General features: G+C 69.2%; 31 protein-coding genes, 1 tRNA gene and 1 pseudogene. 22 read left to right on the plus strand and 11 right to left on the minus strand.

Going from position 1 to position 26,202, the window contains the following annotated elements; genetic code table 11:
• Positions 1–89: 89 nt before the first annotated feature.
• The 5 genes from EV647_RS41960 (at position 90) to EV647_RS12145 (ending at position 3,096) form a co-directional block, all read left to right on the plus strand.
• Positions 90–251 (plus strand): hypothetical protein, encoded by a 162-nt coding sequence (locus tag EV647_RS41960; RefSeq protein WP_166679932.1) that lies wholly within the window; start codon positions 90–92, stop codon positions 249–251.
• Positions 252–326: 75 nt separating this feature from the next.
• Positions 327–812, plus strand: a complete 486-nt coding sequence (locus EV647_RS12130; RefSeq protein ID WP_133786636.1) for a tRNA adenosine deaminase-associated protein — start codon at positions 327–329, stop codon at positions 810–812.
• Between the two features lie 31 nt (positions 813–843).
• Positions 844–1,272, plus strand: coding sequence for a nucleoside deaminase (locus tag EV647_RS12135; RefSeq protein WP_134004253.1), 429 nt, complete (start codon positions 844–846; stop codon positions 1,270–1,272).
• A 13-nt stretch (positions 1,273–1,285) separates the two neighbouring features.
• Positions 1,286–1,376: transfer RNA gene (locus tag EV647_RS12140), tRNA-Ser, on the plus strand.
• 208 nt (positions 1,377–1,584) lie between these two features.
• A complete protein-coding gene (locus EV647_RS12145; protein ID WP_134002209.1) occupies positions 1,585–3,096 on the plus strand; it encodes a potassium/proton antiporter in 1,512 nt (503 codons plus the stop codon).
• Positions 3,097–3,119: 23 nt separating this feature from the next.
• Here EV647_RS12145 and EV647_RS12150 read toward each other — a convergent pair whose 3' ends face one another.
• Positions 3,120–3,683: a LytR C-terminal domain-containing protein gene (locus EV647_RS12150; protein ID WP_134002211.1), complete on the minus strand. Its 564-nt coding sequence runs from the start codon at positions 3,681–3,683 to the stop codon at positions 3,120–3,122.
• A 32-nt stretch (positions 3,684–3,715) separates the two neighbouring features.
• On the minus strand, positions 3,716–4,009 hold the full coding sequence (locus EV647_RS12155; protein WP_133786633.1) for a type II toxin-antitoxin system VapB family antitoxin: 294 nt from the start codon (positions 4,007–4,009) through the stop codon (positions 3,716–3,718).
• Between the two features lie 158 nt (positions 4,010–4,167).
• Between EV647_RS12155 and EV647_RS12160 the strand changes: the two genes are divergently transcribed.
• The 6 genes from EV647_RS12160 (at position 4,168) to EV647_RS12185 (ending at position 9,458) form a co-directional block, all read left to right on the plus strand.
• On the plus strand, positions 4,168–4,872 hold the full coding sequence (locus EV647_RS12160; protein ID WP_134002213.1) for a L,D-transpeptidase family protein: 705 nt from the start codon (positions 4,168–4,170) through the stop codon (positions 4,870–4,872).
• 58 nt (positions 4,873–4,930) lie between these two features.
• Entirely contained in the window at positions 4,931–6,478 is a 1,548-nt protein-coding gene (locus EV647_RS12165; protein WP_134002215.1) for a helicase HerA-like domain-containing protein, read from the plus strand.
• 89 nt (positions 6,479–6,567) lie between these two features.
• Positions 6,568–7,908 (plus strand): diguanylate cyclase, encoded by a 1,341-nt coding sequence (locus tag EV647_RS12170; protein ID WP_134002217.1) that lies wholly within the window; start codon positions 6,568–6,570, stop codon positions 7,906–7,908.
• 21 nt (positions 7,909–7,929) lie between these two features.
• The gene (locus EV647_RS12175; protein ID WP_134002219.1) at positions 7,930–8,454 is read left to right on the plus strand and encodes a SigE family RNA polymerase sigma factor; all 525 of its coding nucleotides are present in this window, start codon (positions 7,930–7,932) and stop codon (positions 8,452–8,454) included.
• On the plus strand, positions 8,451–8,855 hold the full coding sequence (locus EV647_RS12180; protein WP_134002221.1) for a hypothetical protein: 405 nt from the start codon (positions 8,451–8,453) through the stop codon (positions 8,853–8,855). The genes EV647_RS12175 and EV647_RS12180 overlap by 4 nt, the downstream gene beginning before the upstream one ends.
• Before the next feature lie 351 nt (positions 8,856–9,206).
• Positions 9,207–9,458 (plus strand): hypothetical protein, encoded by a 252-nt coding sequence (locus EV647_RS12185; protein ID WP_134002223.1) that lies wholly within the window; start codon positions 9,207–9,209, stop codon positions 9,456–9,458.
• Positions 9,459–9,602: 144 nt separating this feature from the next.
• Here EV647_RS12185 and EV647_RS12190 read toward each other — a convergent pair whose 3' ends face one another.
• Complete coding sequence (locus EV647_RS12190; RefSeq protein WP_134002225.1) at positions 9,603–10,802, minus strand: hypothetical protein; 1,200 nt, start codon at positions 10,800–10,802, stop codon at positions 9,603–9,605.
• Positions 10,803–10,957: 155 nt separating this feature from the next.
• Here EV647_RS12190 and EV647_RS12195 point away from each other — a divergent pair, with 155 nt between their 5' ends.
• Together EV647_RS12195 and EV647_RS12200 are read left to right on the plus strand one after the other, a co-directional pair.
• Entirely contained in the window at positions 10,958–11,473 is a 516-nt protein-coding gene (locus EV647_RS12195) for a SigE family RNA polymerase sigma factor (protein ID WP_130386848.1), read from the plus strand.
• Positions 11,473–12,522, plus strand: a complete 1,050-nt coding sequence (locus tag EV647_RS12200; RefSeq protein ID WP_134002227.1) for a hypothetical protein — start codon at positions 11,473–11,475, stop codon at positions 12,520–12,522. The genes EV647_RS12195 and EV647_RS12200 overlap by 1 nt, the downstream gene beginning before the upstream one ends.
• Positions 12,523–12,556: 34 nt before the next feature.
• On the opposite strand, the gene EV647_RS12205 is transcribed toward EV647_RS12200, so the two are convergent.
• Together EV647_RS12205 and EV647_RS12210 are read right to left on the minus strand one after the other, a co-directional pair.
• Positions 12,557–13,060, minus strand: coding sequence for a DinB family protein (locus tag EV647_RS12205; RefSeq protein ID WP_134002229.1), 504 nt, complete (start codon positions 13,058–13,060; stop codon positions 12,557–12,559).
• Positions 13,057–13,851 carry a helix-turn-helix domain-containing protein gene (locus tag EV647_RS12210; RefSeq protein ID WP_134002230.1) on the minus strand — a complete coding sequence of 265 codons (795 nt, stop codon included), beginning with the start codon at positions 13,849–13,851 and terminating at the stop codon, positions 13,057–13,059. Before EV647_RS12210 ends, EV647_RS12205 begins: the two co-directional genes overlap by 4 nt.
• A 125-nt stretch (positions 13,852–13,976) precedes the next feature.
• Between EV647_RS12210 and EV647_RS12215 the strand changes: the two genes are divergently transcribed.
• Together EV647_RS12215 and EV647_RS12220 are read left to right on the plus strand one after the other, a co-directional pair.
• A complete protein-coding gene (locus EV647_RS12215) occupies positions 13,977–14,339 on the plus strand; it encodes a nuclear transport factor 2 family protein (protein WP_134002232.1) in 363 nt (120 codons plus the stop codon).
• A gap of 50 nt (positions 14,340–14,389) precedes the next feature.
• Positions 14,390–15,127, plus strand: coding sequence for a phytanoyl-CoA dioxygenase family protein (locus EV647_RS12220; protein WP_134002234.1), 738 nt, complete (start codon positions 14,390–14,392; stop codon positions 15,125–15,127).
• On the opposite strand, the gene EV647_RS12225 is transcribed toward EV647_RS12220, so the two are convergent.
• Positions 15,108–15,965 (minus strand): aminoglycoside phosphotransferase family protein, encoded by an 858-nt coding sequence (locus tag EV647_RS12225; RefSeq protein ID WP_134002236.1) that lies wholly within the window; start codon positions 15,963–15,965, stop codon positions 15,108–15,110. The two genes, EV647_RS12220 and EV647_RS12225, sit on opposite strands and share 20 nt — an antisense overlap.
• A gap of 252 nt (positions 15,966–16,217) precedes the next feature.
• On the opposite strand from EV647_RS12225, the gene EV647_RS12230 reads away from it, so the two are divergent.
• Together EV647_RS12230 and EV647_RS12235 are read left to right on the plus strand one after the other, a co-directional pair.
• Positions 16,218–17,018: a methyltransferase domain-containing protein gene (locus EV647_RS12230; protein WP_134002238.1), complete on the plus strand. Its 801-nt coding sequence runs from the start codon at positions 16,218–16,220 to the stop codon at positions 17,016–17,018.
• A gap of 413 nt (positions 17,019–17,431) precedes the next feature.
• Positions 17,432–18,184 carry a hypothetical protein gene (locus tag EV647_RS12235; protein ID WP_134002240.1) on the plus strand — a complete coding sequence of 251 codons (753 nt, stop codon included), beginning with the start codon at positions 17,432–17,434 and terminating at the stop codon, positions 18,182–18,184.
• 173 nt (positions 18,185–18,357) lie between these two features.
• Here the strand turns inward: EV647_RS12235 and EV647_RS12240 are convergent, their stop codons facing one another.
• The 4 genes and pseudogenes from EV647_RS12240 to EV647_RS42950 form a co-directional block, all read right to left on the minus strand.
• Entirely contained in the window at positions 18,358–18,681 is a 324-nt protein-coding gene (locus tag EV647_RS12240; protein WP_134002242.1) for a hypothetical protein, read from the minus strand.
• Positions 18,678–18,860 (minus strand): hypothetical protein, encoded by a 183-nt coding sequence (locus EV647_RS12245; protein WP_131295223.1) that lies wholly within the window; start codon positions 18,858–18,860, stop codon positions 18,678–18,680. The genes EV647_RS12240 and EV647_RS12245 overlap by 4 nt, the downstream gene beginning before the upstream one ends.
• A 274-nt stretch (positions 18,861–19,134) precedes the next feature.
• On the minus strand, positions 19,135–19,449 hold the full coding sequence (locus EV647_RS42945) for a hypothetical protein (protein WP_238177164.1): 315 nt from the start codon (positions 19,447–19,449) through the stop codon (positions 19,135–19,137).
• Positions 19,377–20,323 (minus strand): annotated as a pseudogene (locus EV647_RS42950) (MFS transporter). The gene EV647_RS42945 and the pseudogene EV647_RS42950 overlap by 73 nt, the downstream one beginning before the upstream one ends.
• A gap of 92 nt (positions 20,324–20,415) precedes the next feature.
• On the opposite strand from EV647_RS42950, the gene EV647_RS12255 reads away from it, so the two are divergent.
• Complete coding sequence (locus EV647_RS12255; RefSeq protein ID WP_202876148.1) at positions 20,416–20,745, plus strand: helix-turn-helix domain-containing protein; 330 nt, start codon at positions 20,416–20,418, stop codon at positions 20,743–20,745.
• On the opposite strand, the gene EV647_RS12260 is transcribed toward EV647_RS12255, so the two are convergent.
• On the minus strand, positions 20,732–21,904 hold the full coding sequence (locus tag EV647_RS12260) for an MFS transporter (RefSeq protein WP_166680301.1): 1,173 nt from the start codon (positions 21,902–21,904) through the stop codon (positions 20,732–20,734). The two genes, EV647_RS12255 and EV647_RS12260, sit on opposite strands and share 14 nt — an antisense overlap.
• Positions 21,905–21,966: 62 nt before the next feature.
• Here EV647_RS12260 and EV647_RS12265 point away from each other — a divergent pair, with 62 nt between their 5' ends.
• From EV647_RS12265 to EV647_RS12280, 4 genes are all read left to right on the plus strand, one after another.
• Entirely contained in the window at positions 21,967–22,371 is a 405-nt protein-coding gene (locus EV647_RS12265; RefSeq protein ID WP_134002246.1) for a helix-turn-helix domain-containing protein, read from the plus strand.
• Positions 22,372–22,432: 61 nt separating this feature from the next.
• Complete coding sequence (locus tag EV647_RS12270; protein WP_134002248.1) at positions 22,433–23,209, plus strand: GNAT family N-acetyltransferase; 777 nt, start codon at positions 22,433–22,435, stop codon at positions 23,207–23,209.
• A gap of 2 nt (positions 23,210–23,211) precedes the next feature.
• On the plus strand, positions 23,212–23,760 hold the full coding sequence (locus EV647_RS12275) for a hypothetical protein (protein ID WP_134002250.1): 549 nt from the start codon (positions 23,212–23,214) through the stop codon (positions 23,758–23,760).
• Positions 23,761–23,870: 110 nt separating this feature from the next.
• Positions 23,871–26,024 carry a hypothetical protein gene (locus EV647_RS12280; RefSeq protein ID WP_134002252.1) on the plus strand — a complete coding sequence of 718 codons (2,154 nt, stop codon included), beginning with the start codon at positions 23,871–23,873 and terminating at the stop codon, positions 26,022–26,024.
• Positions 26,025–26,202 lie beyond the last annotated feature (178 nt).

Below are 26,202 nucleotides of genomic sequence, written 5' to 3' on the forward strand. Positions count from 1 at the left end.
ACCGTCGGCGATTCGCGGCGGGAAAGCGCGCCCGCTGTCAGACTGGAAGTGCATTGGATTGGCCCTGTCGCCCACCAGGGAGTAGTTCGATGACCGAGAAGACGCCCGAGCAGCTCGACCGGCTGCGCCGCCGCGCCGCCTTTCTGCGCGAGCTCGACGAAATGCGTGCCCTCCGCGACCGGATCGCGCCCCGGCGGGCCCGCGTCCGGCAGTTGCGCGAGGCGATGCGCAGAGCGACGTACCATCACTGAGGCGTAGGCCGGTGTTGGCGGATCCGATATCGGCTTGAGATCGCCGGGACGCCGCAGACCTGCGACGATGATGCGGTGTCTGATGCCACGGTTACCGACCTGGACTTCGCGGTCGCTGCGTACACCGAGGACGGGAACTGGACCGTCACGCCGCTGGTACTGCGCGGTGAGCCCGATCTGTCCACGCTGGTGTCAGCACTCCGCCGGTATCCCGGTGAGGCCGGGGTGCTCGGCCTGGTGTCGGTCGACGAGGACTTCTTCGTCCTGGTCCGGGTGCTCGGCGGCCGCGCCCGGCTGCTGATCTCCGACGTGACCGCCGCGACCGAGTGGCCGCTGGCCCGGCAGGTCGTGGACGAGCTCGACATCCCGCTGGCCGATGACGACGACGAGCAGGTGCCGGCCGGCGACCTGACGATCGTCGCCGACCTCGGGATGACCGCGATGGACCTCGGCGCGCTGTGCGACGACGTCGACCTCTATCCGTACGAGATGCTCGAGGAGATCGCCGAGACCCTTGGCTTCGGCAACCAGTTCCACGACGCCATCGAAGCCGTTGGCTAGCCCGATCCTGCGGCAGGCGTGGTCGCGGTTGATGACGCTGGCCCTCGAGGAGGCCGAGCGGGCGTTGCCCGACGTACCGATCGGGGCCCTCGTGGTGGACGAGGGCGGGGAGATCATCGGGCGCGGCCACAACGAGCGTGAGGCGACCGGCGATCCGACCGCGCACGCCGAGGTGCTCGCGATCCGCGACGCGGCCCGCCACGTCGGCGAGTGGCGGCTGACCGGCTGCACGTTGGTGGTCACCCTGGAGCCGTGCACGATGTGCGCCGGGGCGATCGTGCTGTCCCGGCTGGATCGGCTGATCTTCGCGGCGTACGACGAGAAAGCCGGTGCGGTGGGGTCGCTCTGGGACGTCGTACGGGACCGCCGGCTCAACCACCGGCCCGAGGTGATCGGCGGCGTGATGGCCGACGAGGCCGGTGCCCGGCTGCGCGATTTCTTCATCGGCCACAGACCTTGATATTGTCCTCGGCGGTGGCGTGTCCGAGCGGCCGAAGGAGCGCGCCTCGAAAGCGCGTGACGGGCAACCCCCGTCCGAGGGTTCAAATCCCTCCGCCACCGCCATTCGGTCAGATGGTTCCGCACGAAGTGTGGGACCATCTGACCGAATATCAAGTGCTGTGGGATTTGGGAGGAGCCTGCGACGGTTCCCTCCGCCACCGCCAACCGCCCTCCGGGGCGGCCAGATAGGCCGGAGACCCTGATGCTGTGTGATGCGTCAGGGTTTTCGTCTCTCTGGACCTGACTCGGGACGCTCGACGAGAGGGCCCCTATGGATGTTGCGGAGCTCGACGGGATTCTGCTCGCGGGCGCGGCGATTCTGCTCGTCGCCGTGGTCGCGGTGCGGTTCTCCGCGCGGCTCGGGCTCCCGTCGCTGCTGATCTACCTCGGGATGGGGCTGCTCCTGGGGGAGTCGGGTCCGGGGCACATCCATTTCGAGGACGCGCAGCTGGCGCATGCGCTCGGGTTCGCGGCGCTGGTGGTGATCCTGACCGAGGGCGGTCTGACCACCAGGTGGAACGAAGTACGGCCGGTCATGCCGCTCGGGCTCGTGCTGGCGACGGTCGGGGTCGCGGTCAGCGTCGGTGTCGTCGCCTGTGTGGCGCATTTCGTGCTGGGCCTGAACTGGCAGTTGTCGGTGCTGCTCGGGGCCGTGACGTCGCCGACGGACGCGGCGGCCGTGTTCTCGGTGCTCAGACGGGTGCCGATCCGTCCGAGGCTGCGTGGGGCGCTGGAGGCGGAGTCCGGTCTGAACGACGCCCCGACGGTCCTGCTGGTCACGCTCGTCAGCACCGGCGAGGTCGGCGAGAAGGGCCTGCTGTGGTTCAGCGGCCTGGTCGTCTACGAACTGGTCGTCGGCGCGCTGTTCGGACTGCTGATCGGGTGGGTGAGCGTAGGGCTGATCCGCCGCATGGCGCTCGGATCCGCCGGTTTGTACCCGCTGGCGGTGCTCTCGGTGGCGTTCATCTCGTACGCCGGTGGCTCGGTGCTGCTCCACGTGTCGGGGTTCGCGGCCGTTTACGTGACGTCGCTGGTGCTGGGACGGGCGGAGTTGCCGAACCGGATGGCGACCCGGTCGTTCGTCGACGGGATCGCCTGGCTCGCGCAGATCGGGTTGTTCGTGATGCTCGGGCTGCTGGCGTCGCCGGGGCGGTTCCGGTGGGACGACGTACTGGTCGCCCTGGTGATCGGCGTCGCGGTGACGGTCGTCGGGCGGTTCGCGTCGGTGGCGATCTCGGCGGCGCCGTTCCGGTTGCCGTGGCGAGAGCGGACCTTCATCTCGTGGGCGGGCCTGCGGGGCGCGGTGCCGATCGTGCTCGCCACTATCCCGCTCGCCGAGCAGGTGCCGCAGGCGCAGCGGATCTTCGACGTGGTGTTCGTGCTGGTGCTGCTGTTCACGCTGCTGCAGGGGCCGTCGCTGCCGTGGCTGGCGAAGCGGCTGGGCGTCCTCGACGAGAATGCGGCGCACGAGGTGGACATCGACGTGGCGCCGCTGGAGTCGCTCGGCGCGGACATGCTTCAGGTGTACGTCCCGAGCGAGTCCCGGCTGGCGGGGGTCGAGATCACTGAGCTGCGGCTACCACCCGGTGTCTCGGTCGCGCTGGTGATCCGCGGCGAGCGCGCCTTTGTCCCGGACCGCCGTACCGTGCTCCGGGCCGCCGACAACCTGCTCGTGGTCGCGCCCAGCCCGGTCCGCGAACAGACCGTTCGCCGCCTCCGCGCCGTCTCCCGAGCCGGCCGCCTGGCCGGCTGGTTCGGCGAACGCGGCCGCGAGAACAGCTAGAACAGCTAGAACAGCTAGAACAGTTAGTTCGGGTTCTGCCCCGACGGGATCGGCTGCGGGCTGTGGATGACCGGGAGGCAGACGGTGGCGCCGGGGGCGACGGTGACCGACGGGATGCCCTTGAGCTTCACGGAGCCGAAACCGGCGCCGATGACCAGGTCGACGGTGTGATCGGTGCGACCGTCGGCGACCATGACCGCCTTCTGGTTCAGCTGACCCGCGACCAGGAGCATCTCGGGCGCGTCCGCGGCGGCACCGCGCAGCGCCACCACGTCGACCTTGTCCCCCTTGGGCTCGTTCGCGACCTTGTCGATGTTGAACCCACGCTGCTTGAGCGCCTCGGCCACCCGGCCGGCCGATCCCGCGCGGGCCCCGCCGTTGTAGACGTTCAGCACGACCTGCTTCGGGACCAGACGGTTGTTGGTCAGTTTCTGCTCGGTGCAGGTCGGCTCGGCGCTACTGTTCACGAGCGAGTTCCAGCCCCACCAGCCCCCACCGACGAGGATCCCCAGCAGGATCACCATCGTGATCGGCGTACGCCACCGGATCCGCGAGTGCGGTCTCGGTTGCGGATGGATCGCTGTCATTTGCTCCTCCCCCCGTGAGCGGCAGCCATTGGTCAGTCCACTACCAGTACCCGTGCATGCAGGACCTGACGCTGCTGCAGCGCCGCACGGAGTGCTCGGTGCAGGCCGTCCTCGAGGTACAGATCGCCCTTCCACTCCACCACGTGCGCGAACAGATCGCCGTAGAAAGTCGAGTCCTCGTCGAGCAGCGCGTTCAGGTCCAAAGTGCCCTTCGTCGTGACGAGTTCGTCCAGCCGCACCTGCCTGGGCGGCAGTGAAGACCAGTCCTTCGGCCGCAGCCCATGGTCCGGGTACGGCTTGTCGTCCCCGACACGCTTGAAGATCACCCACCGAAGTCTAGCGGTGTGAAAGGTCCTGCGAGGAGGTCACGAATGTCACCGGAATAGTCCGCTGAGCGACTCAACCTTTCGATGCCGTTGGACGTCCCACAGGAACAGGGCACAGTGGGCGCGGTTCCGCGCCCACGACCATGGGGGTGAACGGTATGCGAATTCTTCCCGAACTCGGCCTCGCGACCGCGGCGATCACGTTGATCGGGCTCGGTACGACGGTGCCGGCCGAGGCGATCACGGTGTCTCAGGTGAAGGCGGTCCAGACCCGCCTGAACGGTCTCGGCTGCACCTCGGGCCCGGTCGACGGCAAGGCCGGTGCGATGACCCAGGCGGCGACCGTCCGGTTCCAGTCAGCCAACGTCCTGAGTCAGACCGGTTCGCTGAACAGTACGACGTACGCGCGGCTGATGGCCTCGACCGCGAAGCGCTGCGACGTCCGCCCCGTGCCCGGCCGCTCGGGGACCGGGCGCCGGATCGTGATCAGCCAGACGCAGAACTGGGTGTGGCTGATCGATGCCCGGGGCAAGGTGGTCCGGCAGGGCGGGATCATCGACAACCCGACGTACCTGAAGGCCGGCACGTACACGAGCGGCTCGAAGTGCGGGCGGGCGGCGCGGGTACTGCGGAACACCGACGGCGGACGGCTCTACCTGAACCATTTCGTCCGGTTCGCACCGTGCGGGGTCGGGTTCCACCAGATTCCGACGTACCAGTCGAACGGGCAGCAGATCCACGCCGACTGGCTGCTCGGGACGAACTACCGGGCCTCCCACGGCTGCATCCGGGTCTCGGCCTCGATGTCGGTCGCCATCTGGTCCTTCGCGGCGGGCGCGACGCGTGTGGTCGTGATGCGCTGACTGCGGAGGGCTAGCATTCGAGCGGGCAATTCCGTCAACCGGGGAAAGGCGCGCTCAGATGGCCGAGAAAGCCGACGTCGTGGAGACCGTGAAGCAGGGGTACGCGTTCGAGGGGGCGGCGCTCGAGCTGGGTGCGCTGCTGGTCGACGACGAGCCGGCACCGGAGGCGGCGGTCCGGATCCCGCTGGGAATGATGAACCGGCACGGCCTGGTCGCGGGTGCTACCGGTACCGGTAAGACGAAGACTCTGCAGTTGATGGCCGAGCAGCTGTCCGCGGCCGGTGTCGCGGTGTTCGCCGCCGATATCAAGGGCGACCTGTCCGGCGTCTCGCAGCCGGGTGAGGGCAACGACAAGCTGCTGGCCCGGACCAAGTCGATCGGCCAGGACTGGACCGCGACCGGCTTCCCGACCGAGTTCTACGCGCTCGGCGGGCAGGGTGCGGGGATCCCGATCCGCGCGACGATCACGTCGTTCGGCCCGGTGCTGCTGTCCAAGGTGCTGGGGCTCAACGACGTCCAGGAGTCGTCGCTCGGGCTGATCTTCCACTACGCGGACAAGGCCGGGCTGACGCTGCTCGACCTCAAGGACCTGCGGGCCGTCATCACGCACCTCACGTCCGACGAGGGCAAGGACGACCTGAAGGAGCTGGGCGGGCTGTCCGCGGCGACGGCCGGCGTGATCCTGCGGTCGCTGATCGGGTTCGCGGACCAGGGCGCCGAGGCGTTCTTCGGCGAGCCGGAGTTCGACACCGCGGACCTGCTGCAGCAGCGCGACGGCAAGGGCGTCATCTCGCTGCTCGAGCTGCCGAACCTGCAGGACCGGCCGGCGCTGTTCTCGACGTTCCTGATGTGGCTGCTCGCCGACCTGTTCCACGACCTGCCCGAGGTCGGCGACGTCGACAAGCCCAAGCTGGTGTTCTTCTTCGACGAGGCGCACCTGCTGTTCAACGACGCCTCGAAGGCGTTCCTGGACTCGATCGCGCAGACCGTCCGGCTGATCCGGTCGAAGGGCGTCGGCGTGTTCTTCGTGACCCAGACGCCGAAGGACGTTCCGGACGACGTCCTGGCGCAGCTCGGTTCGCGCGTGCAGCACCAGCTGCGGGCGCACACGCCGAACGACGCGAAGGCGCTGAAGGCGACGGTGTCGACGTTCCCGAGCTCGTCGTACGACCTGGGTGAGGTGCTGACCCAGCTCGGGATCGGTGAGGCGATCGTGACCGTGATGAACGAGAAGGGCGCGCCGACCCCGGTCGCGTGGACCCGGCTGCGGGCGCCGCAGTCGCTGATGGCGCCGGCGTCCGCGGAGCAGCTGACCGCGACGGTGCAGGCGTCGGCGAACAACGCGAAGTACTCGCAGACGCTCGACCGCGAGTCGGCGTACGAGGTGCTCGCGGCGAAGGTGCAGGCCGGTGCCGCGCAGGCCGAGGCCGAGAAGCAGCAGCAGGAGCAGGCCAAGCAGCAGCAGGAGCCGCGGCCGCGGGCGCAGAAGCAGGAGAAGTCGATGGTCGAGCAGGTCGTCGGGTCGTCCGCCTTCAAGCAGTTCGCCCGTTCGGCCGGCCGGGAGATCGTCCGCGGCCTGTTCGGCGCAGCCCGCCGCCGGCGCTGAAAGCATCGGCGATCGTTCTCAAGTCGTCATCCATAGCCGCGCCGACACCGATTGGGACCTGACGCCCGCACGTCGTACCGTGTGAGGTGATGGTTGCACAGAGTAGGCGAGCGATACGTTCCTGGGCGCTCTGGACCCTGACGGTCCCGGCGTTCGCCGTTGTCGTGCTCGTCGATCTGGCCGCGATCGGGTACGGCGTGCACGCGTTCACCGACCGCCCGACCTGGCACGGGCTGGACGTCGTGTTCGCGCTGACCGTGTCCGCGCTGATCTCCGTCGAGGGCGCTCGCCGGGTGGAGCGCCGGCGGCGGCGCGGCGGCGCACTGCACAAGGACATCGCCCCGGCGTGGATGATCGCCGCGGCGCTCATCCTGCATCCGGCGCTGGCGATCCTGGTCGCGGTGCTGCTACGGATCTGGTGGCGGATCCGGGCCGGCAAGTGCATCCCGTACCGCTGGGCCTTCTCGACCGCCGTCCACGTCCTCGCGGTCGGCGCCGCGCACGCGGTCTTCGTCTCCGCGCGCGGCCTGACCGCCGACAGCGGCCTCGGCCTGGTCGTCTCGATGGTCGGCGGCGCGATCGCGTACGTCGTGACCGACACCCTGCTGTGCGGACTCGCGATCTCGCTGATCATTCCGGGCAGCAACCGCCGCGAGACAGTCGGCGGGCTGGACGATCTGTGCACCGACGCGACGGCCGCCACCTTCGGCTGCCTGCTCGCGGCGGCCTGCCTGATCAGCCCGTGGTTCGCGTTCGTCGCGATCCCGATCACGCTGACCGCGCAGCGCGCGCTGCTCCTCGGCCAGTTGGAGACCGAGGCCCAGACCGACCCGAAGACCAGCCTGACCCGGGTCGACTGGTGGCGCCGCCGGACCGAGCAGATGCTGCGCACCTCGCGGAACCAGCACGAGTCGATGGCAGTGCTGCTGATCGACATCGACCACTTCAAGCAGGTCAACGACCGGCACGGGCACCTGGTCGGCGACGAGGCGCTGCGCGCGGTCGCGACGATCCTGCGCAGCGCGATCCGGGCGAAGGACGTGATCGGCCGGTTCGGCGGCGAGGAGTTCGTGATCGCGCTCCCGGACACCGGCCTCGACGAGGCGACGGTGACCGCCGACCGGCTCCGCAACGCGGTCGCCAACAGCCCGCTGGCCGCGATGTGCGCCGGCGTACTCGACGACCCGGACCTGGATCCGGACACCTTTCGCCTGACCGTCAGCATCGGGGTCGCGGTGTACCCGACCGACGGGGCGACCGTGGACGACCTGCTGCTCCGCGCCGACCGCGCGATGTACGCCGCGAAGGCCGCCGGCCGGAACCGGGTCCGCCTGGCCGCCGACACCGTCCCGCTGCCCCGGCTGACCGCGTCGAGGCAATTCTCGGAACAGACAGAACCTTTGGCGCCCGCTCCGCGTCCTGTGAGGTGAGGACGGCAGGACGGAGCGCACATGGCGGTAACGGGGAGTCGTGACGACGACTTCACGGCGTTCGTGCTGGCCAGATCCGCGCGGTTGGTGCACTTCGCGCGGGTGCTCTGTGGTGACGCCGGCCTCGCGGAGGATCTGGTGCAGACCGCGCTCGAGAAGGCGTACCTGCGCTGGGACCGGATCGAGATGGCCGACCCGTTCGCATACGTCCGGCAGGCGGTGGTCAACCAGCACCTGTCCTGGGTACGGCGCCGGCCGTGGCGTGAGCGTCCCAGTGGCGACGCGGCGGAGCTCGACCTGCTCCTCGAAGCGGCCGTCGATCCGAGTGGCGGGGTCCATCGGCGAGTGGCGGTCGGGGCCGCGCTCGCCACGCTGAGCCGGCGCGAGCGAGCAGTCGTCGTACTGCGGTACGTCGAGGACCTCACCGAACGCGAGACCGCGGCGGTTCTCGGAGTGGCGATCGGGACGGTGAAGAGCGCGAATGCGCGAGCCCTGGACAAGCTACGGGCCGCGCCGGAGCTGAGCGGCGTGGGGGAGCGAACATGAACGACGAGCGCGGGACGCCGGCCGAGGAGCGGCTTCGGGTCGTGCTGGCACCGGACGATTCCATCGCGCCTCTCGATCCGGCGCGGGTGATTGCTGGTGCCCGTCGGCGGCGGACCCGGGGGCGGGTCGCTGCGGCCGGGGCTTCGGTTGCGGTCGTCGCTGTGGTGGCGGTCGCGGGAATCGCGGGCAGTGGTCAGCTGCGGGGCGACGTACCGCAGCCGGCGAATCCTGGTCCGTCGCCGACTGTCCGGACTCCGACCCCGACACCGACGCGCGCGACCCCGACCACACCTGAGCCGACGCCGACGATGCCGCCCGGCGTGCGGCCGACCGGGCCGCCCACGGCGCGACCTACGAGTACTCCGTCGGGTTTGCCCACCTCGACGCGCTCTGTCCGCTGAACAGAACCTTTTCGCGACCCGGCTGCGTCCTTCAGCCCGACCGAACATCAAAAAGGTGCGGAGGGCAACAATGAACGAGGTAGGCCGGAAGCGGCGGATGACCCGGATCCTGCTGGGCGGGCTCGCGGCCGCGGCGGTGGTGGGCGTCGTAGTCGCCGGTACGGCGATGGCGCGCAGCGGCAACTCAACTGCCGACACATCCGTCCAAGGCGGACCAACCGCCGCAACCCCGTCGCAGGCAACCCCAACCGCAGCCACCCCGAGCGAGGCCGCCACCCCGACCCGCTCACCATCGTCACGGCCGGTCCCCCCGACCCTCCCGCCAACCCTCCCGTCAACGCCGTCTCCCACGTGCAGCCCAACCGCAGCGCCAACGCGCCCTCCGACCGCGACGCCGAGCCTCCCGCCGACCACGACGCCGACTCGTCGGCCGGTTCCTACGCCGACTCGTTCGCCGAGGGATTCTTCTTCCTGCGCGACGCCGACGGTCTCGCCGACGCGGCCGCCTGCGCCGCGGGCGACTCCGACGCGGTCTCCGCGTGCGGTGCGGCCGACGCCGACGGTGCCGGCTACCCCGTCTGTCGCGCCGACCCGGTGGTCTGAGCCGCGGGCGACTCCGACGCAGCCGCCGACGGTGCCGTCGCGCGGTAAGTAGGGGCGGACCTCAGCCACTCACCAAGCCGACAGCCGCACGCCCACCGAGCAGTCGGTGAGCGTGCGGCCGTGGTGTTGGTGAGTGGCTGACGTTCAGCAGGCGCCGAAGCTGCCCGCCGAAACCCACGCCTTCGCGACGTACATGCCGGCGTTGACCCGCAGCCACACATTGCTCGTGCCCTGCGACCCGGTGACGCTCTCCCCAGTGGTCTGGCACTCGACGGTGACCTGAGCCGACTTGCCGGCCATCCCAACGACCGCGCCGGTCGAGTTCGGCGCGTTCCGCACGTTCAGATACCCGGACGAGATGGATACCGTCCCGCGCCCGCCGTCGCCGGTCCACAGGTACGTGACGTCGACCCACGAGTTGTCGGCCAGCTTGAGCGCGTCCCAGAACACGCCATCCGCGAGGTCGATCCCCGCCGGGTTCGCGACGGTCCGGCCGAACTGGTCCTTCCCGCCGTTGTACCCGCTCTGGTACGCCGCCTGCGCCTCTGGCTTGCCCTGTGGCAGGTCCTTCCACATCTCGCGGGTCGCGCTCGGGTTCCAGTAGTCGTCCTTGGTGTTCCACGGTCCGACGTCCCACACCGGCTCGAACGCGCAGCGCGAAGCGGTGCAGACCTTCACCGAGTACGTTCCGGATCCGGCGCCGGACAGGCCGCGTCGTGACGGCAGGGCGACGAAGTGGTCCCGGCTCACGATCACGTGGCCGTTGGCCGTCGTACCGCCGACCAGACCTTCACGCGTGGCGAAGACGTGCGACTTGAGCGGTGCCGCTTGGATCGTCATCCGCGGTACGGCGGCCTGGTCAGCGGGCTGCACCGTAACGTCGCCGACCCATGGGCTCGCGCCGGTCGACGGGGCGCTGACGATGATGCGGACCTGGACCTGGTCGCTCGCGCCGGGCAGCGCGGTCGGTGTACCGGCCTTGGCAGCCGTCCACTCCGACCACCTGTTGTTGACCCACGACCGTACGTCGACCTCCGCCGACGAACCGTCCGGCGTACCAGAGGCGTAGCCGACGACCACGGCCGACGTGGGATCCGCGAACCGGACCGGTATGAGTTCGGCCAGGCCGGAGCGTTGCTTGATCTCGGTGGATCCGATCGCGGCCGGCGCGTCGCCGAGGACGATGCGGCTGCCGTCGACCTTGACGTTGCTGGATCCCGCGACGGGTCGGGCCGCGACCGAGACGGGGTCAGGGGTGGCGGCGGCGCTGGGCAAGGTTGCCGTAAAGATCGCGGCGGTCATCGCCAGACAGGCCGTGAGCGCGGTTGTACGGGTGATACGCATGGGCGGAACCTCCGGGGCGGTGAAGGCTTGAGCACCCAATGTGACTCACAAACACCTCTTCTGCATAGCCCGTGAATAAATTTCTCGTGACTAGGCAGAACCCGATCGGTCACCCAGCGGGTTTGGACCGGTGTGACAGAGGCTGAGGAGAATCGATGACCCGGACCGCGGACGCCGACTTCGAGCGATTCGTCGTGGCGCAGTCGACCCCCTTGCTCCGCTTCGCGGAGATGCTGTGCGGCGATCGGCACACCGCCGAGGACCTGGTGCAGCAGGCGTTGATGCGGTCCTACCCGAAGTGGCACCGGCTGGAGGGCGACCCGTTGCGGTACGTCCGGCGGGTGCTGGTCAACCGATTCCTCTCCCAGGCCCGCCGGCGCTGGAACAACGAAGTACCCAGCGACCCGGTGCAGAACGACTGGGACCAGCGAGCGGTGGCGGACTTCGCCGGGGCGGTCCAGACCAGGGAGGCCGTGCTCTCGGCTCTCAGTGGTCTGACCGTCCGGGAGAGAGCCGTGGTCGCGCTGCGCTACTCGCAGGATCTCTCCGAGGCCGAGACCGCCGAGCTGCTCGGCATGGCGGCCGGGACCGTGAAGAGCACGGCCTCCCGGGCGCTGGCCAAGTTGCGTCTGGCACCCGACCTGATCGATACCGGAGTTGGAGGAAACTGATGAGTGACGAGCAGCGGGTACACGACGCGCTCACGTACGAGATGGAGCCGTGGCAGCCGGACGCCGGCGACCTGATGCGGCGCGGCAAGCGGCTGAGCTGGCTGCGCCGGGGACTGGCCGCGGCGGGTGTCACCGCACTGGCCGGAACCGTTGCGACGGTGTCCGCCGCGGTTGGCGGACCGGCCCTGCCGGTGAAGAACCTGCTGGCCGGTGGCGGAAAGCCTCCGGTGCCGGCGGTGATTCCGGCCGGTACGCCGTCGGCGCCGTCGGTGGACCCGACGTGCCTGCCGCAGAAGCCGGAGAAGCCGCAGCTGCCCAAGGTGACGGTCTCGGTGAACAAGACCATCGACCCGAACAACCCGCCGACGCCGACGGTCCCGGGCAAGCCCAGTCTGCCGACTGCCAAGCCGACGCTGCCCGGCAAGCCGAGTCTTCCGACCACTCCGCCGTCGCTGCCGGGTAAGCCGCAGGTTCCGACGACCAAGCCGACACTGCCGACGCCGAGCTTCCCGACGACCAAGCCGAGCTGGCCGACCACGAAGCCGACCGGGAAGCCGACGCTGCCGACGGCCAAGCCGTCGCTCCCGGGAACGCCGACCGTGCCGACCGCCAAGCCGACCCTGCCGACGACGAAGCCGACACTGCCCGGGAAGCCCACTCTGCCGACCGCCAAGCCGTCGCTCCCGACGACGAAGCCCAGCCTGCCCTCGGCCAAGCCGGTCCCGACGCCGACGGTGCCGGACTGCGTGGACGGCGTACCGACCGCGAAGCCGACCGCGCCGAAGCCGTCACTGCCGACCTTGCCGACGGTGCCGGGGAAGCCGACCGCCAAGCCGACTGCGCCGTCCCTGCCGACGGTCACGGTCTCCGGTGGCGTGGAGGTGACCGTCGACCCGGGCAAGTCGCAGACCGCCGAGCCGACGCTCCCGAGCAAGCCGTCGATTCCGACGACCAAGCCGACGTTCCCGACCCCGTCCGAGAAGCCCAGCATCCCGACGCCGAGCTTCCCGACGACCTTCCCCACCGGCCACCCCTCCTCAAGCCGGTAGGGCACCCCGCCACCGGCGAGTAGGTCACGCAGCCCTACTCGCCGGTGGCACCATCCACCAGCTCGCGGGCCACGTCCAGGTGGCCCGCGTGCCGTGCGTATTCCTGTAAGACGTGGAACAGGATCCAGTTCAGGGTCGGCCGGTCGTCGGTCCCGAAGCGCCCGCCGGCCGCCGCGACCGTTGCCGGATCCTCGCCGGCGACCACGCTGCGGGTGAACTCGCCGCCCGCGTGCAGCTGGGCCAGCAAGCTTTCCAACGTGTCGTCGGGTTCGAGTGTCCAAGGGTTGTCCGGATCGTCCGCGGAGTCGCCCCAGGGGTGATCGACGGACTCGCCGGTGAAGCCCCAGCGCAGCCAGCGCCGCTCCATGAAGACCAGGTGCTTCAGTAGCTCCAGTGGCGCCCATCCCGACGGCAGCCGACTGTTGCGCAGCTCGGCGTCGCTGAGCCCGACGAGCTTCGTCTCGATGATTTCGCGGTAGCGATCGAGGTACTGCAGATGCAGTTCGATCGTGTCGGCGAGGTCGCGCGGGGGCTTCATGACAGTGACCGCAGATACTCGGCGGTTGCGCCGTCGGCCGGGTAGAAGGACTCGATCATGAGCTCCGACACCGTGACGTCGAGCGGTGTGCCGAACGTGGCGATGGTGGTCAGGAGCGACAGTTCGCGGCCGTCGTGGGTGAGGTTGAACGGTACGACGACCTCGGCCGGCCCGGGTGGTGCCGGTTTGTCGTCGACGGCGTACCCGCGAAGTTCGTCGTACAGGTCCTGGAGTTCGGGGTCCGCGGTGCCGGCGACCTGGCGTTGCAGGCTCGCGAGCGCGGCGGCGCGGACCTCGGCGATGTTGGCGATCCGCCGGGCCAGGCCGTCCGGGTGCAGGGTCAGACGGAGTGCGTTGATCGGTGCCTGTAGCAACTTCTCGTCGACGTCCGTGGTGAAGATCGCGATCCCGGCGTTCGCCTCGACGATGTTCCACCAGCGGTCGACGACCAGCGCCGGGTACGGCTCGTGGGCCTTCAGCAGACGACGCAGCGTCGTACGGATCGCGAGCATCGACGGCGAGTGCAGTGACGCCTCGCTGTAGACCGGCGCGAACCCGCCCGCCAGCAGCAACTGGTTGCGGTCCCGCAGCGGTACGTCGAGATGCTCGGCCAGCCGCATCACCATCTCGCGACTCGGTTTCGATCGCCCGGTCTCCACGAAACTCACGTGCCGGGTGGACACCTCGACCCGGTTCGCAAGCTCGAGCTGGCTGAGCCGCCGGCGCTCCCGCCAGTCGCGCAGAAGCTCACCGACAGGGCGCTGGAACGTCTCCTCGATCGTCGCTGCCATGCTCCGACCGTAGCGGGTGGCCCTCGACCTGACATAGACATCGCCATTACCTCTGACGTCATCGACGGTACGCCGGACCTGGCGGCAAGGTTCTGGTCATCGCAACCGATCGAGGAGCAAACACCATGAACGCAACGACTCTCGCCGACCAGTACTTCGCGATGTGGAACGCCGCCGACGCCGACCACCGGGCCGAGCTCATCGCCGGGACCTGGACCGACGACGCAACCTTCCAGGACCCGAGCTTCGAGACCGCCGGGCATGACGAGCTGAACAAGCTGGTCGGCGCCGCGCAGCAGATGTTCCCGGGCTTGTCGTTCGTCCGCATCGGCGACATCGACGAGCACCACAACTACCTCCGCTGGACCTGGCACCTGAAGGCCGAAGGGCAGGAGGCAGTCGCCGGCGGCACCGACATCGTCGTGCTCGACGCCGACGGGAAGATCCGGCAACTCATCGGGTTCCACGACTTCGCGCCGGAGCACTGAGGCACATTAATTCGGTGGAGGGTGCTCGCCGCACGTGCGCAGGATGGAACATGCTCACCACCGAAGAGCTGGACGTTTTCGAGCGCGACGGGATCGTGAAGATCCCGTCCGCGTTCTCCTCCGACGAGGCCGCGGGGATGCGGGACGTGCTGTGGAACGAGCTGTCCGCGCGGCATGCCATGGATCGCGACGACCGTTCGACCTGGACGCCGTTGCGACCGACCGGTCTGAAAACCACCAAGTTCGATCGGCGCGCGCACGCGATCCTCGGTCCGCGGGTGCGGTCGGCGCTCGACGGGCTGCTCGGCGAATGGGTCGAGCCGAAGCACCAGGGCCAGGTGCTGGTCACGATGCCGGAGGGCGTGCCGTGGGCGGTGCCGCATCGGCAGTGGCACACGGACGCCGGTTTCGAGAGCGAGACCGGCGCTGTGAAGATCTGGGCGTTGTACGGCGATGTCGGGCCGGGGGGCGGCGGGACTCCGCAGGTCGCCGGCTCGCACAAGGTGATCGAGCGGTTCTTGACCACGACGGACGAGCGCGAGTTCAAGACGGTTCGCGATCAGGTGCTGCGGTCGGATCCGTGGTTCCGCAACCTGACGTCGGAGCAGCGCACGGTGGACCCGATGGAGCCTGCCGATCTCGACGGACTGCCGGTTCGCGTCGTCGAGCTCACCGGTCAGGCCGGTGACGTGTACCTGACGCATCCGTGGATCCTGCACTCGATCGCGCCGAACGCGGCCGACACTCCACGGATGATGCGCAGCCGGTTCATCTGGAAAGCTCAGTGACCAGTCGCGCGCACCGCACCGGGTCCTCGGTGAGGCCGACGGAGAGTCCCCAGAGCCAGTAGTCGACGGTTCGCCAGATCACCCAGTCGCGCGCCCGGTCCCGATCGAGACCCGCTTCCCGGACCGCGATGTCGAAGTACCGGACGATGTCGTCCATCTTGTCGAGGTCCCACCACAGCACCCGGCCGAGGTCGTACTCGATGTCCCCGCGGAACAGCACCGGGTCGACGGTCAGCCACTCCTCCCGTTGCCCGGCGAGCACCTGACCGGAGTGGAAGTCACCGTTGACCGCGAGCGCCGAGGTGGTCTCGGACGGCGCGACGTCGAGCGCCTCGCGCAGGATCGCGATGTCGAACGGCCGGCCGAGTCGCTCCCATTCCGGCTCCAGTTGCGCCGATCGCGTCGTGACGATGTCCGCGGTCGATCGCGCGTCGTCCGGCGCGGGTACGGCGAGTCTGCGCATCAGCTGCCCGAGTACGGCGACCGCCTCGTCGACGGGCCGGGTCGTCAACGGTGTGGACAACCGCTCCAGCAACATCGCGCCGGACTCGACGTCGGCGTCGTACAGCTGGGCCATGCCCCGGCCTGCCCACCAACGGAGCGCCCAGGTCTGCTCGGCTACCTCCGCTCCGGGTGGCGACATCCGCAGTACGAACTCCTCGCCGCCCCGCGTGACCGGTACGACGACCGCGTTCGACCCGTGTGCAACCGCTCCCACGACCGTCAGATCCCACCGCCCGCACTGCCGCTCGACCGCCATCGGCAGATCCCGCAACCAGTCCGCGCCCTCGGTCCACCACCGCGGCATCCGCAGAAACTCCTCAGGCAACTCGATCACCCGGTCACCGTAGCGGGTGCCTGAGAGCCCCGCGCCTACTGCGCGGCACCCGGCGGGCACCTCGCCGCACTGGAGGAAAGGCCACGATGAAACCACATCGAGGCCTTCCCTCCAGCACGCCGAGGCACTCCGCCGGGCACCTGCTCGCTACGGCGCAGGGCTCCCAGGCACCCGCGCCGGGGCAACCCGGGGCATTCAGCTGATTTGGAAATGCCCTCCCCGGCGGCGGGATCGAGGATCATGATGTTGGGCATGGGCGGAGAGGTTGACCAGGACGGGTTGCAGTTCGACGCGGAAGTTTCCCGGCAGATCGAAGCGGTCTACACCACGTCGGACATGGTCGAGCAGCGTCGGGCGGTGCGGGCGGCACTGGCGTTGCGGCCCGGCGACCGGGTGCTGGACGTCGGCTTCGGGCCGGGGCTACTGGCCGCGGAGATGGCCGGCGAGGTGGGACCGAGCGGGCGGATCTGCGGGATCGACATCAGCGAGAGCATGCTGGCGATCGCCCGGACCCGCGCCGACGTCCCCGGCGGACCGGGCCTCGAACTCGAACTCGGCTCGGTCGCGCGGATCCCGCACCCCGCGGAGAGCTTCGACGTGGTGGTGTCCACCCAGGTCTTCGAGTACGTCGACGACGTCGCGGCCGCACTGGAAGAGGTACGGCGGGTGCTCCGGCCGGCGGGTCGCGTCGTACTGCTGGACACAGACTGGGGTTCGGTGGTCTGGCGATCGAGTGACGACGAGCGGATGGCCCGTGTACTGACCGCGTTCGAGGACCACCTGGCGGATCCGCATCTGCCCCGGACGCTGGCCGACGTACTGGCGAAGACCGGTTTCACGCCGACCCATCAGCAGGTGGTGCCGATCCTCAACACGGCGTACGACCAGCACACGTACAGCGGCGGGTTGATCGACATCGTGTCGGACTTCGTCCCCGGTCATGCCGGCGTGACCGAGGAGGAGGCGCTTGCCTGGGCGGACGATCTGCGCGGTCTCGGCGCGAGCTACTTCTTCAGCCTGAACAGGTACTTGTTCGTCGCGTCGGCGCTCTGAACTTTCCGGACCTCGGCGGGCGCATCCTGGGAGAGACACACCCGCCGGGCCGGTCGTTCTCCCGCCCCTCAGTGGGAGAACTCGCGGCTCGGTGAACACCACCCATGCCCGAATGGCACTGACCGAACCGCGGGACCACCTACAGGTACCCCACTTCGCGGCTCCGCACACACCCCGGCACGCGATCCGGTCGGAAAACTTCACGTTCCTCAAACCTTCGCCGGTAGTACCTGACCTGACAGCGGCCTAGGCTGGTTCGCGATTTTCGCGGTGCGCGGGCACCAAGGGGGAAGGAACAGCAATGCCGGAAGGGTTCGACGACGAGTTGACCGAAGAGCAGCTGGACGAGTTGGAGGCGCTCGGCGCGGCCGAGGACGCGGAGCGGATCCTCGGGGCCGGGGCCGGTGGAAAAGATGCCTGAGGCAAGGATTTCCTGGCGCGGCTTCACGATGAACAAACGCACCGTGGCGATGGCCGAGGCCGCGGAGCAGCTGTACCACTCGAAGTTCGCGATCCTGCAGGGGTCGTACAACGCCGGCGGCGTGGACGCCTCGGCCGGTACCCACGACGGCGGTGGCGCGGTCGACATCGACGTACGGACGAAGAGCGCCGCGCAGCGGGTCGCGGTGGTGAAGGCGCTCCGGCAGGTTGGGTTCGCTGCCTGGTTGCGGACACCCGCGCAGGGCAACTGGCCGTACCACGTGCACGCGATCGCGGTCGGCGACAAGGACCTGTCCCGCGGCGCCGCGCATCAGGTGGCGGAGTATCACCGGAAGCGGAACGGGCTGGCCGACCGCGGCCCGGACGACGGGCCGCCCGGGTACTACGGGATGACCTGGGAGCTCTACCTGAAGGCGCACCCGCCGAAGGAGCCGGTGCCGGACTCGACGATCTCGCTGGCCGCGATGGAGTACGCGCGAACGCACGACGCGATGACCGGCGTGTGGGGCGCGGACCGGGCCCGGGTGATCGCCTGGGCGGCGCACCCGCGGGTCGGCGCGATCACGAAGGCCGAGACGGTGCCGGCGGCCGGCGTACCGTGGCACCTGCATTTCCAGCGGGTGATCCGGAAGGTGCAGCTGCACTTCAAGCTCGAGGTGACCGGGATCTTCAACACCGCGGTCGCCGGGGTGATGAAGCGGTACGGGTACAAGATCGTCGCTTGAGCATGCCCGACCAGGTACGTCGCTTGAGCATCGACAAGGCCCCACCGGTAGCAGCCGGTGGGGCCTTGGTGGTCCACTACCGCCCGGGCATCCCCGGTGCAGCTGTGGAGGTGGAGAGCGGAACCGACGCCGATGCAGGGGTCAAGACGTCAGCTCCGCTTGCCTGTGTGGAGTTATCTCGAGTCGGCCGCCCAGACGTGCGCCTGGTGGAACTCGAGGTGTTGCCGCATCGCCGCCGGAGTGCCGCCGGTGCTGCCGAACCCGAGGTGGTTCATGGTCGGTACGACGACAGCGTGGACCTCGGACCGCTTCACCTCGTCGAGCAGCGCGTGGAACGCCGCGGACTCGGCCGCATCGCGCTCGGTGTAGACGGTTCCGAGGGTGAACCCCTCGGCGCTGGCGAAGGCGACGAGTGAATCGGTCGCCGCGGCCAGCTCCTCCGCGCAACTCAGCGCGTCGGCCCGTACGTACCCGAGCAGCGTCGGCCGGGTGGTCATCGGTCTGCGTCCACCAGCACCGGCTCGCTCGTCACCCGGAGGGACGCGAACCGGCGGCGCATGGCTTCCTCGTACTGCACTGCCTGCTCCGCCATGGCGGTGTGATCCGCGATCGGGTGAGCGCCGAACCAGACCCGCACGCGACGGTGCGTTGTTGGGGTCTCCAGCGTCTCGGTCATCGCAGTTCCTTCGGCGTCTAGGTCCTACGCCGGACGGCTTTGTCCGGCGTTGAGATAAAGAACACCTCACTGGTGGGCACCTTCGGAACACTTTGGTAGGGACCTTTACAGAGGCCTAACGCAGAGTAGGGAAACCCTACGAACGCGCAGGTCAACGCCCTCTCAGTCGGACCGTCAGGCGACCCGGAAACTCTGTCAAGAATGGTTGCAGCTATTTGCAGATAACGATTCGGCGTCGCGAATTGTTCGACGGGCAAGAAATGTGGATGTCCTGCTAACTGTTTGCACCGGCGCGCTCACGCACCGGAATGCAGGCCGTCACAACACCGAGCACAGCGGCCGCCAGGGGTACTGCGAGCCCGGTGCGGAATCCGCCGGCGGTCAGTTCGTCGCCCGCCGCCAGAACCGCCGCCACCGCGGCCAGTCCGAGTGCGGATCCGAACTGGAACGGCGTCGTCAGTACGCCGCTCGCCAGCCCCTGCTCCTCCTCGGCGACCCGCTCGGTCGCGGCGATCGTCAACGGCCCATAGGCGAGCGCGAAGGCGAGCCCGAGCAACAGGAACCGTTGCCGAATCGGGTCACCAGCCACGGCGTGAGGGTCGGGGCGAGAACGGCGTCGATGCCGATCACCATCAGGGCCAATCCGGTCTCCAACTCGGACCAGCCACGCAATTCCTGCAGGTAGAGCACCGCGATGAACTGGAATCCCACGAACGATCCGACCAGTAGGATTGCGCCGAGATTCGCCCGGATCAGGGCCGCGTTCCGCAAGAGTCCGAGCCTGATCAACGGCGCGTCGACCCGCCGCTCGACCGTCACGAAGGCTCCGAGAAATACGAGCCCGGCGGCAGCGGTGGCCACTGTCTGTGCGGCCGGTACGTCGGGCGCCCGCACTACGGTTGCCACCAGCAACAACATCGATCCGGTCAGCGTCAGCGCCCCGGCCAGGTCGAAGCCGCCGCGGTGCACGGTTCGCGCGGTGTCCCGGGGGATCAGCGCGACGGCACCGGCCAGGATGACGGCCGAGACGATCACCGGCGCGAAGAAGACCCATCGCCAGTCGATCGCGGTGAGCAGTCCGCCCGTGACCATACCCAGCGAGAAGCCTCCGGCGGCGGTCCCGGCGTACACAAGCAAAGCCTGGTTGCGTTGGGGTCCGTCCGGGTAGGTCGTGGTGATGATCGCAAGCCGGCCGGGGTCATGAACGCGGCCGCGATCCCGGTGACGAAGCGGGCCAGGATCAGTACCCAGCCCTCGGTGGCGAACCCGCCGAGGCCGCTGAACAGCAGGAACACCACCAGCCAGCCGACGAACATCCGGCGTCGGCCGAGCAGGTCGGCGGCGCGACCGCCGAGCAGCACGAACCCGCCGTAGCTGAGGGCGTAGGCGCTGACGATCCATTGCAGTTCGCCGGTGGTCAGGCCGAGCTCGGCGCGGATGGACGGCAGCGCGACGCCCATCATCGAGACGTCGATGCCTTCCAGGAAGATCGCGCCGCAAAGGACAAACAGAACGGCCCAGGCGCGGCCGGTCAGCCGCTCCAGGGTGACGGTTGATGACACGTGAGACTCCCCGGATCGGCGACAAGTGGTCTCTGCTGGTGATTGCGCTGCTGGACAACCGGTGCATGCGGTTCACCGAGCTGAAGAAGACGATCGACGGCATCAGTCAGCGGATGCTCACGGTGACGCTGCGCCAGCTGGAACGTGACGGCCTGGTCAGCCGGACCGTCCACCCGGTCGTGCCGCCGCGCGTCGACTACGAGCTCACCCCGCTCGGCGTCACGTTGCACGCGACGATCCAGTCACTCGTCACCTGGACCGAGACCCATCAGTCGGAGATCGCCACTGCACGGGCCAGGTACGACGCGCTCAGCTCCTCGTGAAGCTCGCTGGATGCCTTGGTACGACGAGCAGTGTGAGCCCTGCGGCGCAGACGGCGAGTCCCGCGATGACGTTGAGCGTGACGGGCAGACCGAGTGCAATCGTGGTCGCGGGTGCTGCTAGCGCACCAATGAGCAGTGCGAGCGAGTCGGCGGCGAAGAAGATCGCGCTGACGCTCGCGAGCACTTCCCGTGGGGCGGCGCGCTGGATGGTGGTCTGGGCAGTAATGAGGAGGATGCTGCCGGGGAGGCCGATGAGGGCCGCGCCGACGATCGCCACCGGGATGTTCGGGGCGTTGAAGAGGCCGAAGAACGCTGCGGCTGTGGCGAGTTGGGTCAGGGTGAGGAGTTCGCGGGTTCCGAGGAGGCGGGCGGCTTTCGTGCTCAGGGCGGCGCCGATGAGATACCCGGCGCCGAGGCCGGAGATCAGGTAGCCGACGACGTACCCGGGCGCTTGCAAGCGGTTGACGGTGAACGGTACGAGGAGCGCGGTCAGGCCGGCGTTCGCGGTGAGGAAGACCGTCTGGCCGACGAGGATGCCGCGCAGGGCGCGGTGCCGGATCGTGGCGCGGAATCCTTCGAGCGGTCGTGGTGGTGCGCCCGTGGTCGCGTGCCGGCGGGTGCGGACCGTCGCGATGGTTGCTGCTGACAACAAGTAGCTGGCGATGTCGACGGCGAGCACGAACCTGATCCCGGGGCCGGCCAGCAACAGCGCGCCGAGCGGTGGTGCGGCCAGGCGGATCGCGCTGCTGGTGAAGGCGGTGATCGCGTTCGCGGTGGCCAGTTCCTTGCCGGTGCCGACGACCGCCGGGAGCAGTGCGCGGGCGGCCGGACGGAAGACCGTCGTCGCGGTGTTCTCGAGCAGGATCGCGAGGTAGATCGGCCAGACGTGGTCGCGGTCGGCGAACAGAATCAGTCCGACCGCGGCCGCGCTGACGAGATCGGCGATCCACATCGCCCGGGCCAGGTTCCACCGGTCCAGCAGTACGCCGGCCCACGGGCCGATGAGGAGCGCCGGAAGGGCCTCCAGTGCCAAGGTCAGCCCGGTCGCCACCGCCGACCCGGTCAGCGCGAACACGTGGAACGGAATCGCGACCACCAGGAGCCAGGACCCGATCCCTGAGATCGCGCCGCTGAACCATAGCCGCCGGAAGTCCCTCACGCCGCCGGAATCTATCTTGTCGAGATAGACAACGGCAAGAGTGTTCTGTGAAGATAGGTCGTATGGAGCTTGGTGACGTCCTGCGCGATCGGCGGAAGGCGGCCGGGCGGACGATCGCGTCGGTCGCCGTCGACGCCGGCCTGTCCGTGCCGTACATCGCGAACCTGGAGAACGGGCGCGGAAATCCCACGATCGCCGCGCTGGACCGGCTCGCGACTGCGCTCGGGGCGCGGCTCGACGTACGCATCGGCGACGAGGCTCCCTCACCGTCGCCGTCGGTCGGCGCCGAACTGGTGGCGGGCTCCGAGCGGGTCGACAGGGTTCTCGCCGCGGTGGCCGGTGGAAGGTCGCGAGCCGCCACCCGGCGCGAGTTGATCGCGACTCTCGACGCGCTCGCCGTACTGCTGGGCCGTCCGCCAGGCCCCGCTGACCTGAGCCGGCTTCTCGACCTGCTCCAGCTCGCCTGACCCGGCCGCGCTCTCGCTGTCTCGGTCGCGCTGGTTCATCGAGGGTCGTAGGGTCCTGGGTATGGAGATCGGTGCGCGGATCGCCGCGGCTCAACTGACCGGAGCCGCACGATCGAAACGTCAGGTGGTCGCCGGGCCCCTCGCCGGTCTGCTGCACGACAAGGACGACTGGTACCTGTCCGGCCTGCTCGCGGCCGAACCTGGTCAGCCGTTCTCGCCGGACGACCTCCCGTGGGCGCTCGACACGATCCGCCAAGCTTTCGCGGCCGAAGGGCGCTGGCTGAGCGCGGAACTGGTCGAGGAGGCGAACCCCGGTCTGGCCGAGGCGCTCGCGGCGAACGGGATGACGCTCGTGTCCCGCCTGCCGCTGCTCGTCGTCTCACCGGCCGAGTTGGTCGTGCCAGAACTCCCGGACGGCGTGACGGTGCGCGTCGTGGCGTCGGACGAGGAGCAAGAGGTGGCGAACGCGGTGTCGGCGGAGGCGTACGAGATGGATACCGCCGGCTCCGCGTTCAAGCCGGATCCTTTGGATGGCGGAGCAGTTCTCGTGTACGCCGACGACGTACCGGTCGCGACTGCGGCGTGGACCGCGGTCGCCGACGAGGTGTCCGAGGTTGCGGGGGTCGGGACGGTTCACAGTCATCGACGGCGCGGGTTCGGTGGCATCGCGACGGCGTACGCGACGTTGAAGGCGTTCGAGCTGGGCGGGGTGACGCTCGCTTGGCTGACCCCGGGGGACGACGGTGCGGACCGGGTGTACCGGCGGCTGGGATACGGGCCTAGGGCAACGGCTGTGCACCTTGGCGATCCTGGTGGTCATCTGGCCGACTTGCGCTGATCATGACGGTGCGGGCGGAGATTGTCGCCGAGGACGGCTCGGGCTGGCTCCGGCTTTGCGAGGGCCTGTCCGATGAGCAGGTGGATCGGCTTGTCGAGCTCTGGGTGGGGGAGGCTGCGTCGCCGCGGGCGTCTGTTGAGCGTCTGCTGGCCGGCGACAGGAGTGTGTTCGGTGGGGTCCGATTGACCGATGCTGGAGCGCGGGTCGATCCGGGTTGCTGCGTGCTGCTGGAGGACTGGCGCAGTTGGGTCGGGGTCGAGAGCGGCGGTTGGCCGGACGTCGGGCACGACGGCCCATGGCCGGAACGCGACGCTCTCGGGCTGACGATCTGGCCTCGCGGTGCGGAGGACTGGCGTTCGGAGCCGGTGCGCGAAGGACTGCCGGTGCGGGTCCTGTACGGCGAGGTGCCTGAACTGCGCCGCTCGCTCCAGGCCGACCTCCTCGGCTTCCTGGAGAGCCTGCGACGCTGGGCCAACACCCACTGCCCCGACCGCGCCGCTGCCGTGGTCGCGCACGCCGACCACGTCTTCGCAATTACCGCCCCGGCCTAGCTGACTCCCTGCATACACGTTTCCTGGCACGCCGATCATGTGATGTTTCCCCTGGTGGATAAGGGAAAACAGCCTGGCACCTTGTCTCCATGAAGCATAGAATCGAACACATGTTCGAGGAAGATCTGGAGTCGCTCCCGACCCGCGACCTGCTGGAAGGCGCCGCCGAATGCCGCGCCATCGCCAGCCGGGCCGACGCGCGGCTGCTGGAATGCGCCCAGATCTACGCCGACCGCTTCCACCCCTCCGTCTGCGAACCCCGCCCGACCCGCCGCGCCGGCGCCGGCCGCGAACGCGCCGCGGTGCTCGGCGGTGACGGCTGCCCGGAGATCGCCGAGTTCGCGATCGCTGAGTTCGCCGTCGTCATCGGGGTCTCGCCCGGCGTCGGCCGCGACCTGCTCGCCGACGCCCTCGCCCTACGCCACCGCTTCCCCCGCACCTGGACGCGCATCCAGGCCGGCGACGCCACCCCCTGGAAAGCCCGCCAAATCGTCCGGGCCTGCACAAAACTCGACCACGCCGCCGCGGAATACGTCGACCGCAAGGTCGCCGCGATCATCGACACCATCTCCCCGTACCGGCTGGAAAAGATCGCCCGCGCCGCCCGCCACCACGCCGACCCCACCCGCGCCACAGACGAGGCCACCGACGCCGCCGACGACCGCGGCGTGCACATCGGCCGCGGCGACGCCCACGGCAACAAAACCATCTACATCAAAGCCGCCGCCGCAGCCGTCAACCGCTGCAACGCCACCATCACCGACATCGCCGAAGCCCTCCAGAAACTCGGCGACACCCGCCCAGTCCAACACCGCCGCGCAGAAGCCATCGACATCCTCGCCGACCCCCGCTTCACCCAAGAACTCCTCACCCAAGCCCACAACCAGCCCCAACCAACCCCGCCCGACCCGGCAACCACCCAGCCAGACCCCAACCACCAACCGCACACCAACCACGAACCGCACACCCCCACAACCCCCGACAACCCAGCGATGCCGAACGACGCGGCGGCGCAGGACAACTCGGTGGTGCAGCATCCAGTGGTGCGGAACGACGCGGTGGCGCAGCACGATGCGGCGGTGCCGAACGGTGCGGTGGGGCATGGCAACCAGGCGGTGCAGGACGGCCCAGCGGTTCAGGACAGCCCAACGGTGCAGGACAACGCGGTGGTGCTCGAGCCAGCAGACCCGCTCGCGCCACCGGACTCGCTTGAGCGTCCGGGATCGCTCGAATCACTGGACTTGCCGGAGTCGCCGAGGTCGACCGATCTGCTGGAGCCGGGGGGTCCGCCGGACGATCCGTGGCTGGAAGCCACCGCACCCTATGACCCCGACCCACCAACCGACCCGTTCGACCGACGGACACCAGCCGAAGTTGCCCCCGTTCGCGACGAACCCGGCGAGGGTCCGGCGATGGATGCTGCCGCACTGCGGTCGCTCCGCGCCCGGCTCGCGCAGATCAAGAACGACGCCTACGCCAACCCGAGCTACCTCATTCACCCGAGCTACCCCCACCACCCCAACGCCCAGAGCGGTCAGCCCCAACCAGGCGGTCCGCATGGCCTCGGCAGTTCAGGTACCCCGGGCAGCTCAGGCGAGCTCGCGCGCCCAGAGACTCCAGCGCGACCGGTCGGCGAGACCAAGGGACAGTTGCGCCCGGGGATGGCGCGGACAGGACGGGCACGGACAGGTCAGGCACGTCCGGGGCAGACCGAGGTGGTCGTGCATCTCACCGATCGCACTCTCGCCACCGGAAACGGCGTACTGCGTGCCGAAACCATCGGACCGCTGCTCGCGACTCAATTGGCCGAGGTCATCGGCTACGGCCCCTACACCGTCAAGCCCGTGATCGACCTGAACGATGCGGTCAGCGTCGACGCGTACGAGATTCCCACCCCCATCCGCGAACGCGTCAAACTCATCCACCCCGTCGAACTCTTCCCGTACGGCACGCGCGAAACCACCAACACCATCGACCTCGACCACATCGAGCCGTACGACCCCCATGGACCCACGGGGCAGACAAGCACCAAGAATCTCGCGCCTCTCGGCCGCTTCGGGCACCGGGTGAAGACCCACGCCCGCGGCTGGACCGTCCACCGCATCGACTACAAGACACTCGAATGGACCACACCCCACGGCTTCACCTTCCACGTCGACCCCACCGGCACCCACCGAGTCGACCCACCGAGTCGACCCGCCCGAGATGACCCCGCCGAGGTGAGCCGCCGAGGTGAGCCGCCCGAGTCGCCGCGTCCCAGCTGAGTCGCCCGCGCAGACCCGGACAACCCACCGGGCAGAACGCCGCACGGAACGGTGCTGCCCCCGACGCCACCGTCGAAGCGCCCTTCGAGTCGCTGGTAGAGCGCCCCGCTCCCCGGATGAGGCGCCGGGTCGACCCGGATGAGGCGCCACGCTGATTCGGATGCGTGGCCTGCGTGGG

Origin of the sequence: Kribbella sp. VKM Ac-2566, assembly GCF_004366005.1 — a bacterium.
Classification (GTDB): Bacteria; Actinomycetota; Actinomycetes; order Propionibacteriales; family Kribbellaceae; genus Kribbella; species Kribbella pratensis.

Bases quoted from the DNA above. Each gene is read 5' to 3' on its own strand.
- EV647_RS12160 (WP_134002213.1), top strand. From the start codon at position 4,168: ATGCGAATTCTTCCCGAACTCGGCCTCGCGACCGCGGCGATCACGTTG.
- EV647_RS12190 (WP_134002225.1), bottom strand. From the start codon at position 10,802: ATGCGTATCACCCGTACAACCGCGCTCACGGCCTGTCTGGCGATGACC.
- EV647_RS12215 (WP_134002232.1), top strand. From the start codon at position 13,977: ATGAACGCAACGACTCTCGCCGACCAGTACTTCGCGATGTGGAACGCC.
- EV647_RS12210 (WP_134002230.1), bottom strand. From the start codon at position 13,851: ATGGCAGCGACGATCGAGGAGACGTTCCAGCGCCCTGTCGGTGAGCTT.
- EV647_RS12275 (WP_134002250.1), top strand. From the start codon at position 23,212: ATGACGGTGCGGGCGGAGATTGTCGCCGAGGACGGCTCGGGCTGGCTC.
- EV647_RS12265 (WP_134002246.1), top strand. From the start codon at position 21,967: ATGGAGCTTGGTGACGTCCTGCGCGATCGGCGGAAGGCGGCCGGGCGG.
- EV647_RS12135 (WP_134004253.1), top strand. From the start codon at position 844: ATGACGCTGGCCCTCGAGGAGGCCGAGCGGGCGTTGCCCGACGTACCG.
- EV647_RS12280 (WP_134002252.1), top strand. From the start codon at position 23,871: ATGTTCGAGGAAGATCTGGAGTCGCTCCCGACCCGCGACCTGCTGGAA.
- EV647_RS12175 (WP_134002219.1), top strand. From the start codon at position 7,930: ATGGCGGTAACGGGGAGTCGTGACGACGACTTCACGGCGTTCGTGCTG.
- EV647_RS12205 (WP_134002229.1), bottom strand. From the start codon at position 13,060: ATGAAGCCCCCGCGCGACCTCGCCGACACGATCGAACTGCATCTGCAG.
- EV647_RS12230 (WP_134002238.1), top strand. From the start codon at position 16,218: ATGGGCGGAGAGGTTGACCAGGACGGGTTGCAGTTCGACGCGGAAGTT.
- EV647_RS12270 (WP_134002248.1), top strand. From the start codon at position 22,433: ATGGAGATCGGTGCGCGGATCGCCGCGGCTCAACTGACCGGAGCCGCA.
- EV647_RS12200 (WP_134002227.1), top strand. From the start codon at position 11,473: ATGAGTGACGAGCAGCGGGTACACGACGCGCTCACGTACGAGATGGAG.
- EV647_RS12245 (WP_131295223.1), bottom strand. From the start codon at position 18,860: ATGACCGAGACGCTGGAGACCCCAACAACGCACCGTCGCGTGCGGGTC.
- EV647_RS12240 (WP_134002242.1), bottom strand. From the start codon at position 18,681: ATGACCACCCGGCCGACGCTGCTCGGGTACGTACGGGCCGACGCGCTG.
- EV647_RS12235 (WP_134002240.1), top strand. From the start codon at position 17,432: ATGCCTGAGGCAAGGATTTCCTGGCGCGGCTTCACGATGAACAAACGC.
- EV647_RS12165 (WP_134002215.1), top strand. From the start codon at position 4,931: ATGGCCGAGAAAGCCGACGTCGTGGAGACCGTGAAGCAGGGGTACGCG.
- EV647_RS12170 (WP_134002217.1), top strand. From the start codon at position 6,568: ATGGTTGCACAGAGTAGGCGAGCGATACGTTCCTGGGCGCTCTGGACC.
- EV647_RS12180 (WP_134002221.1), top strand. From the start codon at position 8,451: ATGAACGACGAGCGCGGGACGCCGGCCGAGGAGCGGCTTCGGGTCGTG.
- EV647_RS12195 (WP_130386848.1), top strand. From the start codon at position 10,958: ATGACCCGGACCGCGGACGCCGACTTCGAGCGATTCGTCGTGGCGCAG.
- EV647_RS41960 (WP_166679932.1), top strand. From the start codon at position 90: ATGACCGAGAAGACGCCCGAGCAGCTCGACCGGCTGCGCCGCCGCGCC.
- EV647_RS12255 (WP_202876148.1), top strand. From the start codon at position 20,416: ATGACACGTGAGACTCCCCGGATCGGCGACAAGTGGTCTCTGCTGGTG.
- EV647_RS12145 (WP_134002209.1), top strand. From the start codon at position 1,585: ATGGATGTTGCGGAGCTCGACGGGATTCTGCTCGCGGGCGCGGCGATT.
- EV647_RS12150 (WP_134002211.1), bottom strand. From the start codon at position 3,683: ATGACAGCGATCCATCCGCAACCGAGACCGCACTCGCGGATCCGGTGG.
- EV647_RS12220 (WP_134002234.1), top strand. From the start codon at position 14,390: ATGCTCACCACCGAAGAGCTGGACGTTTTCGAGCGCGACGGGATCGTG.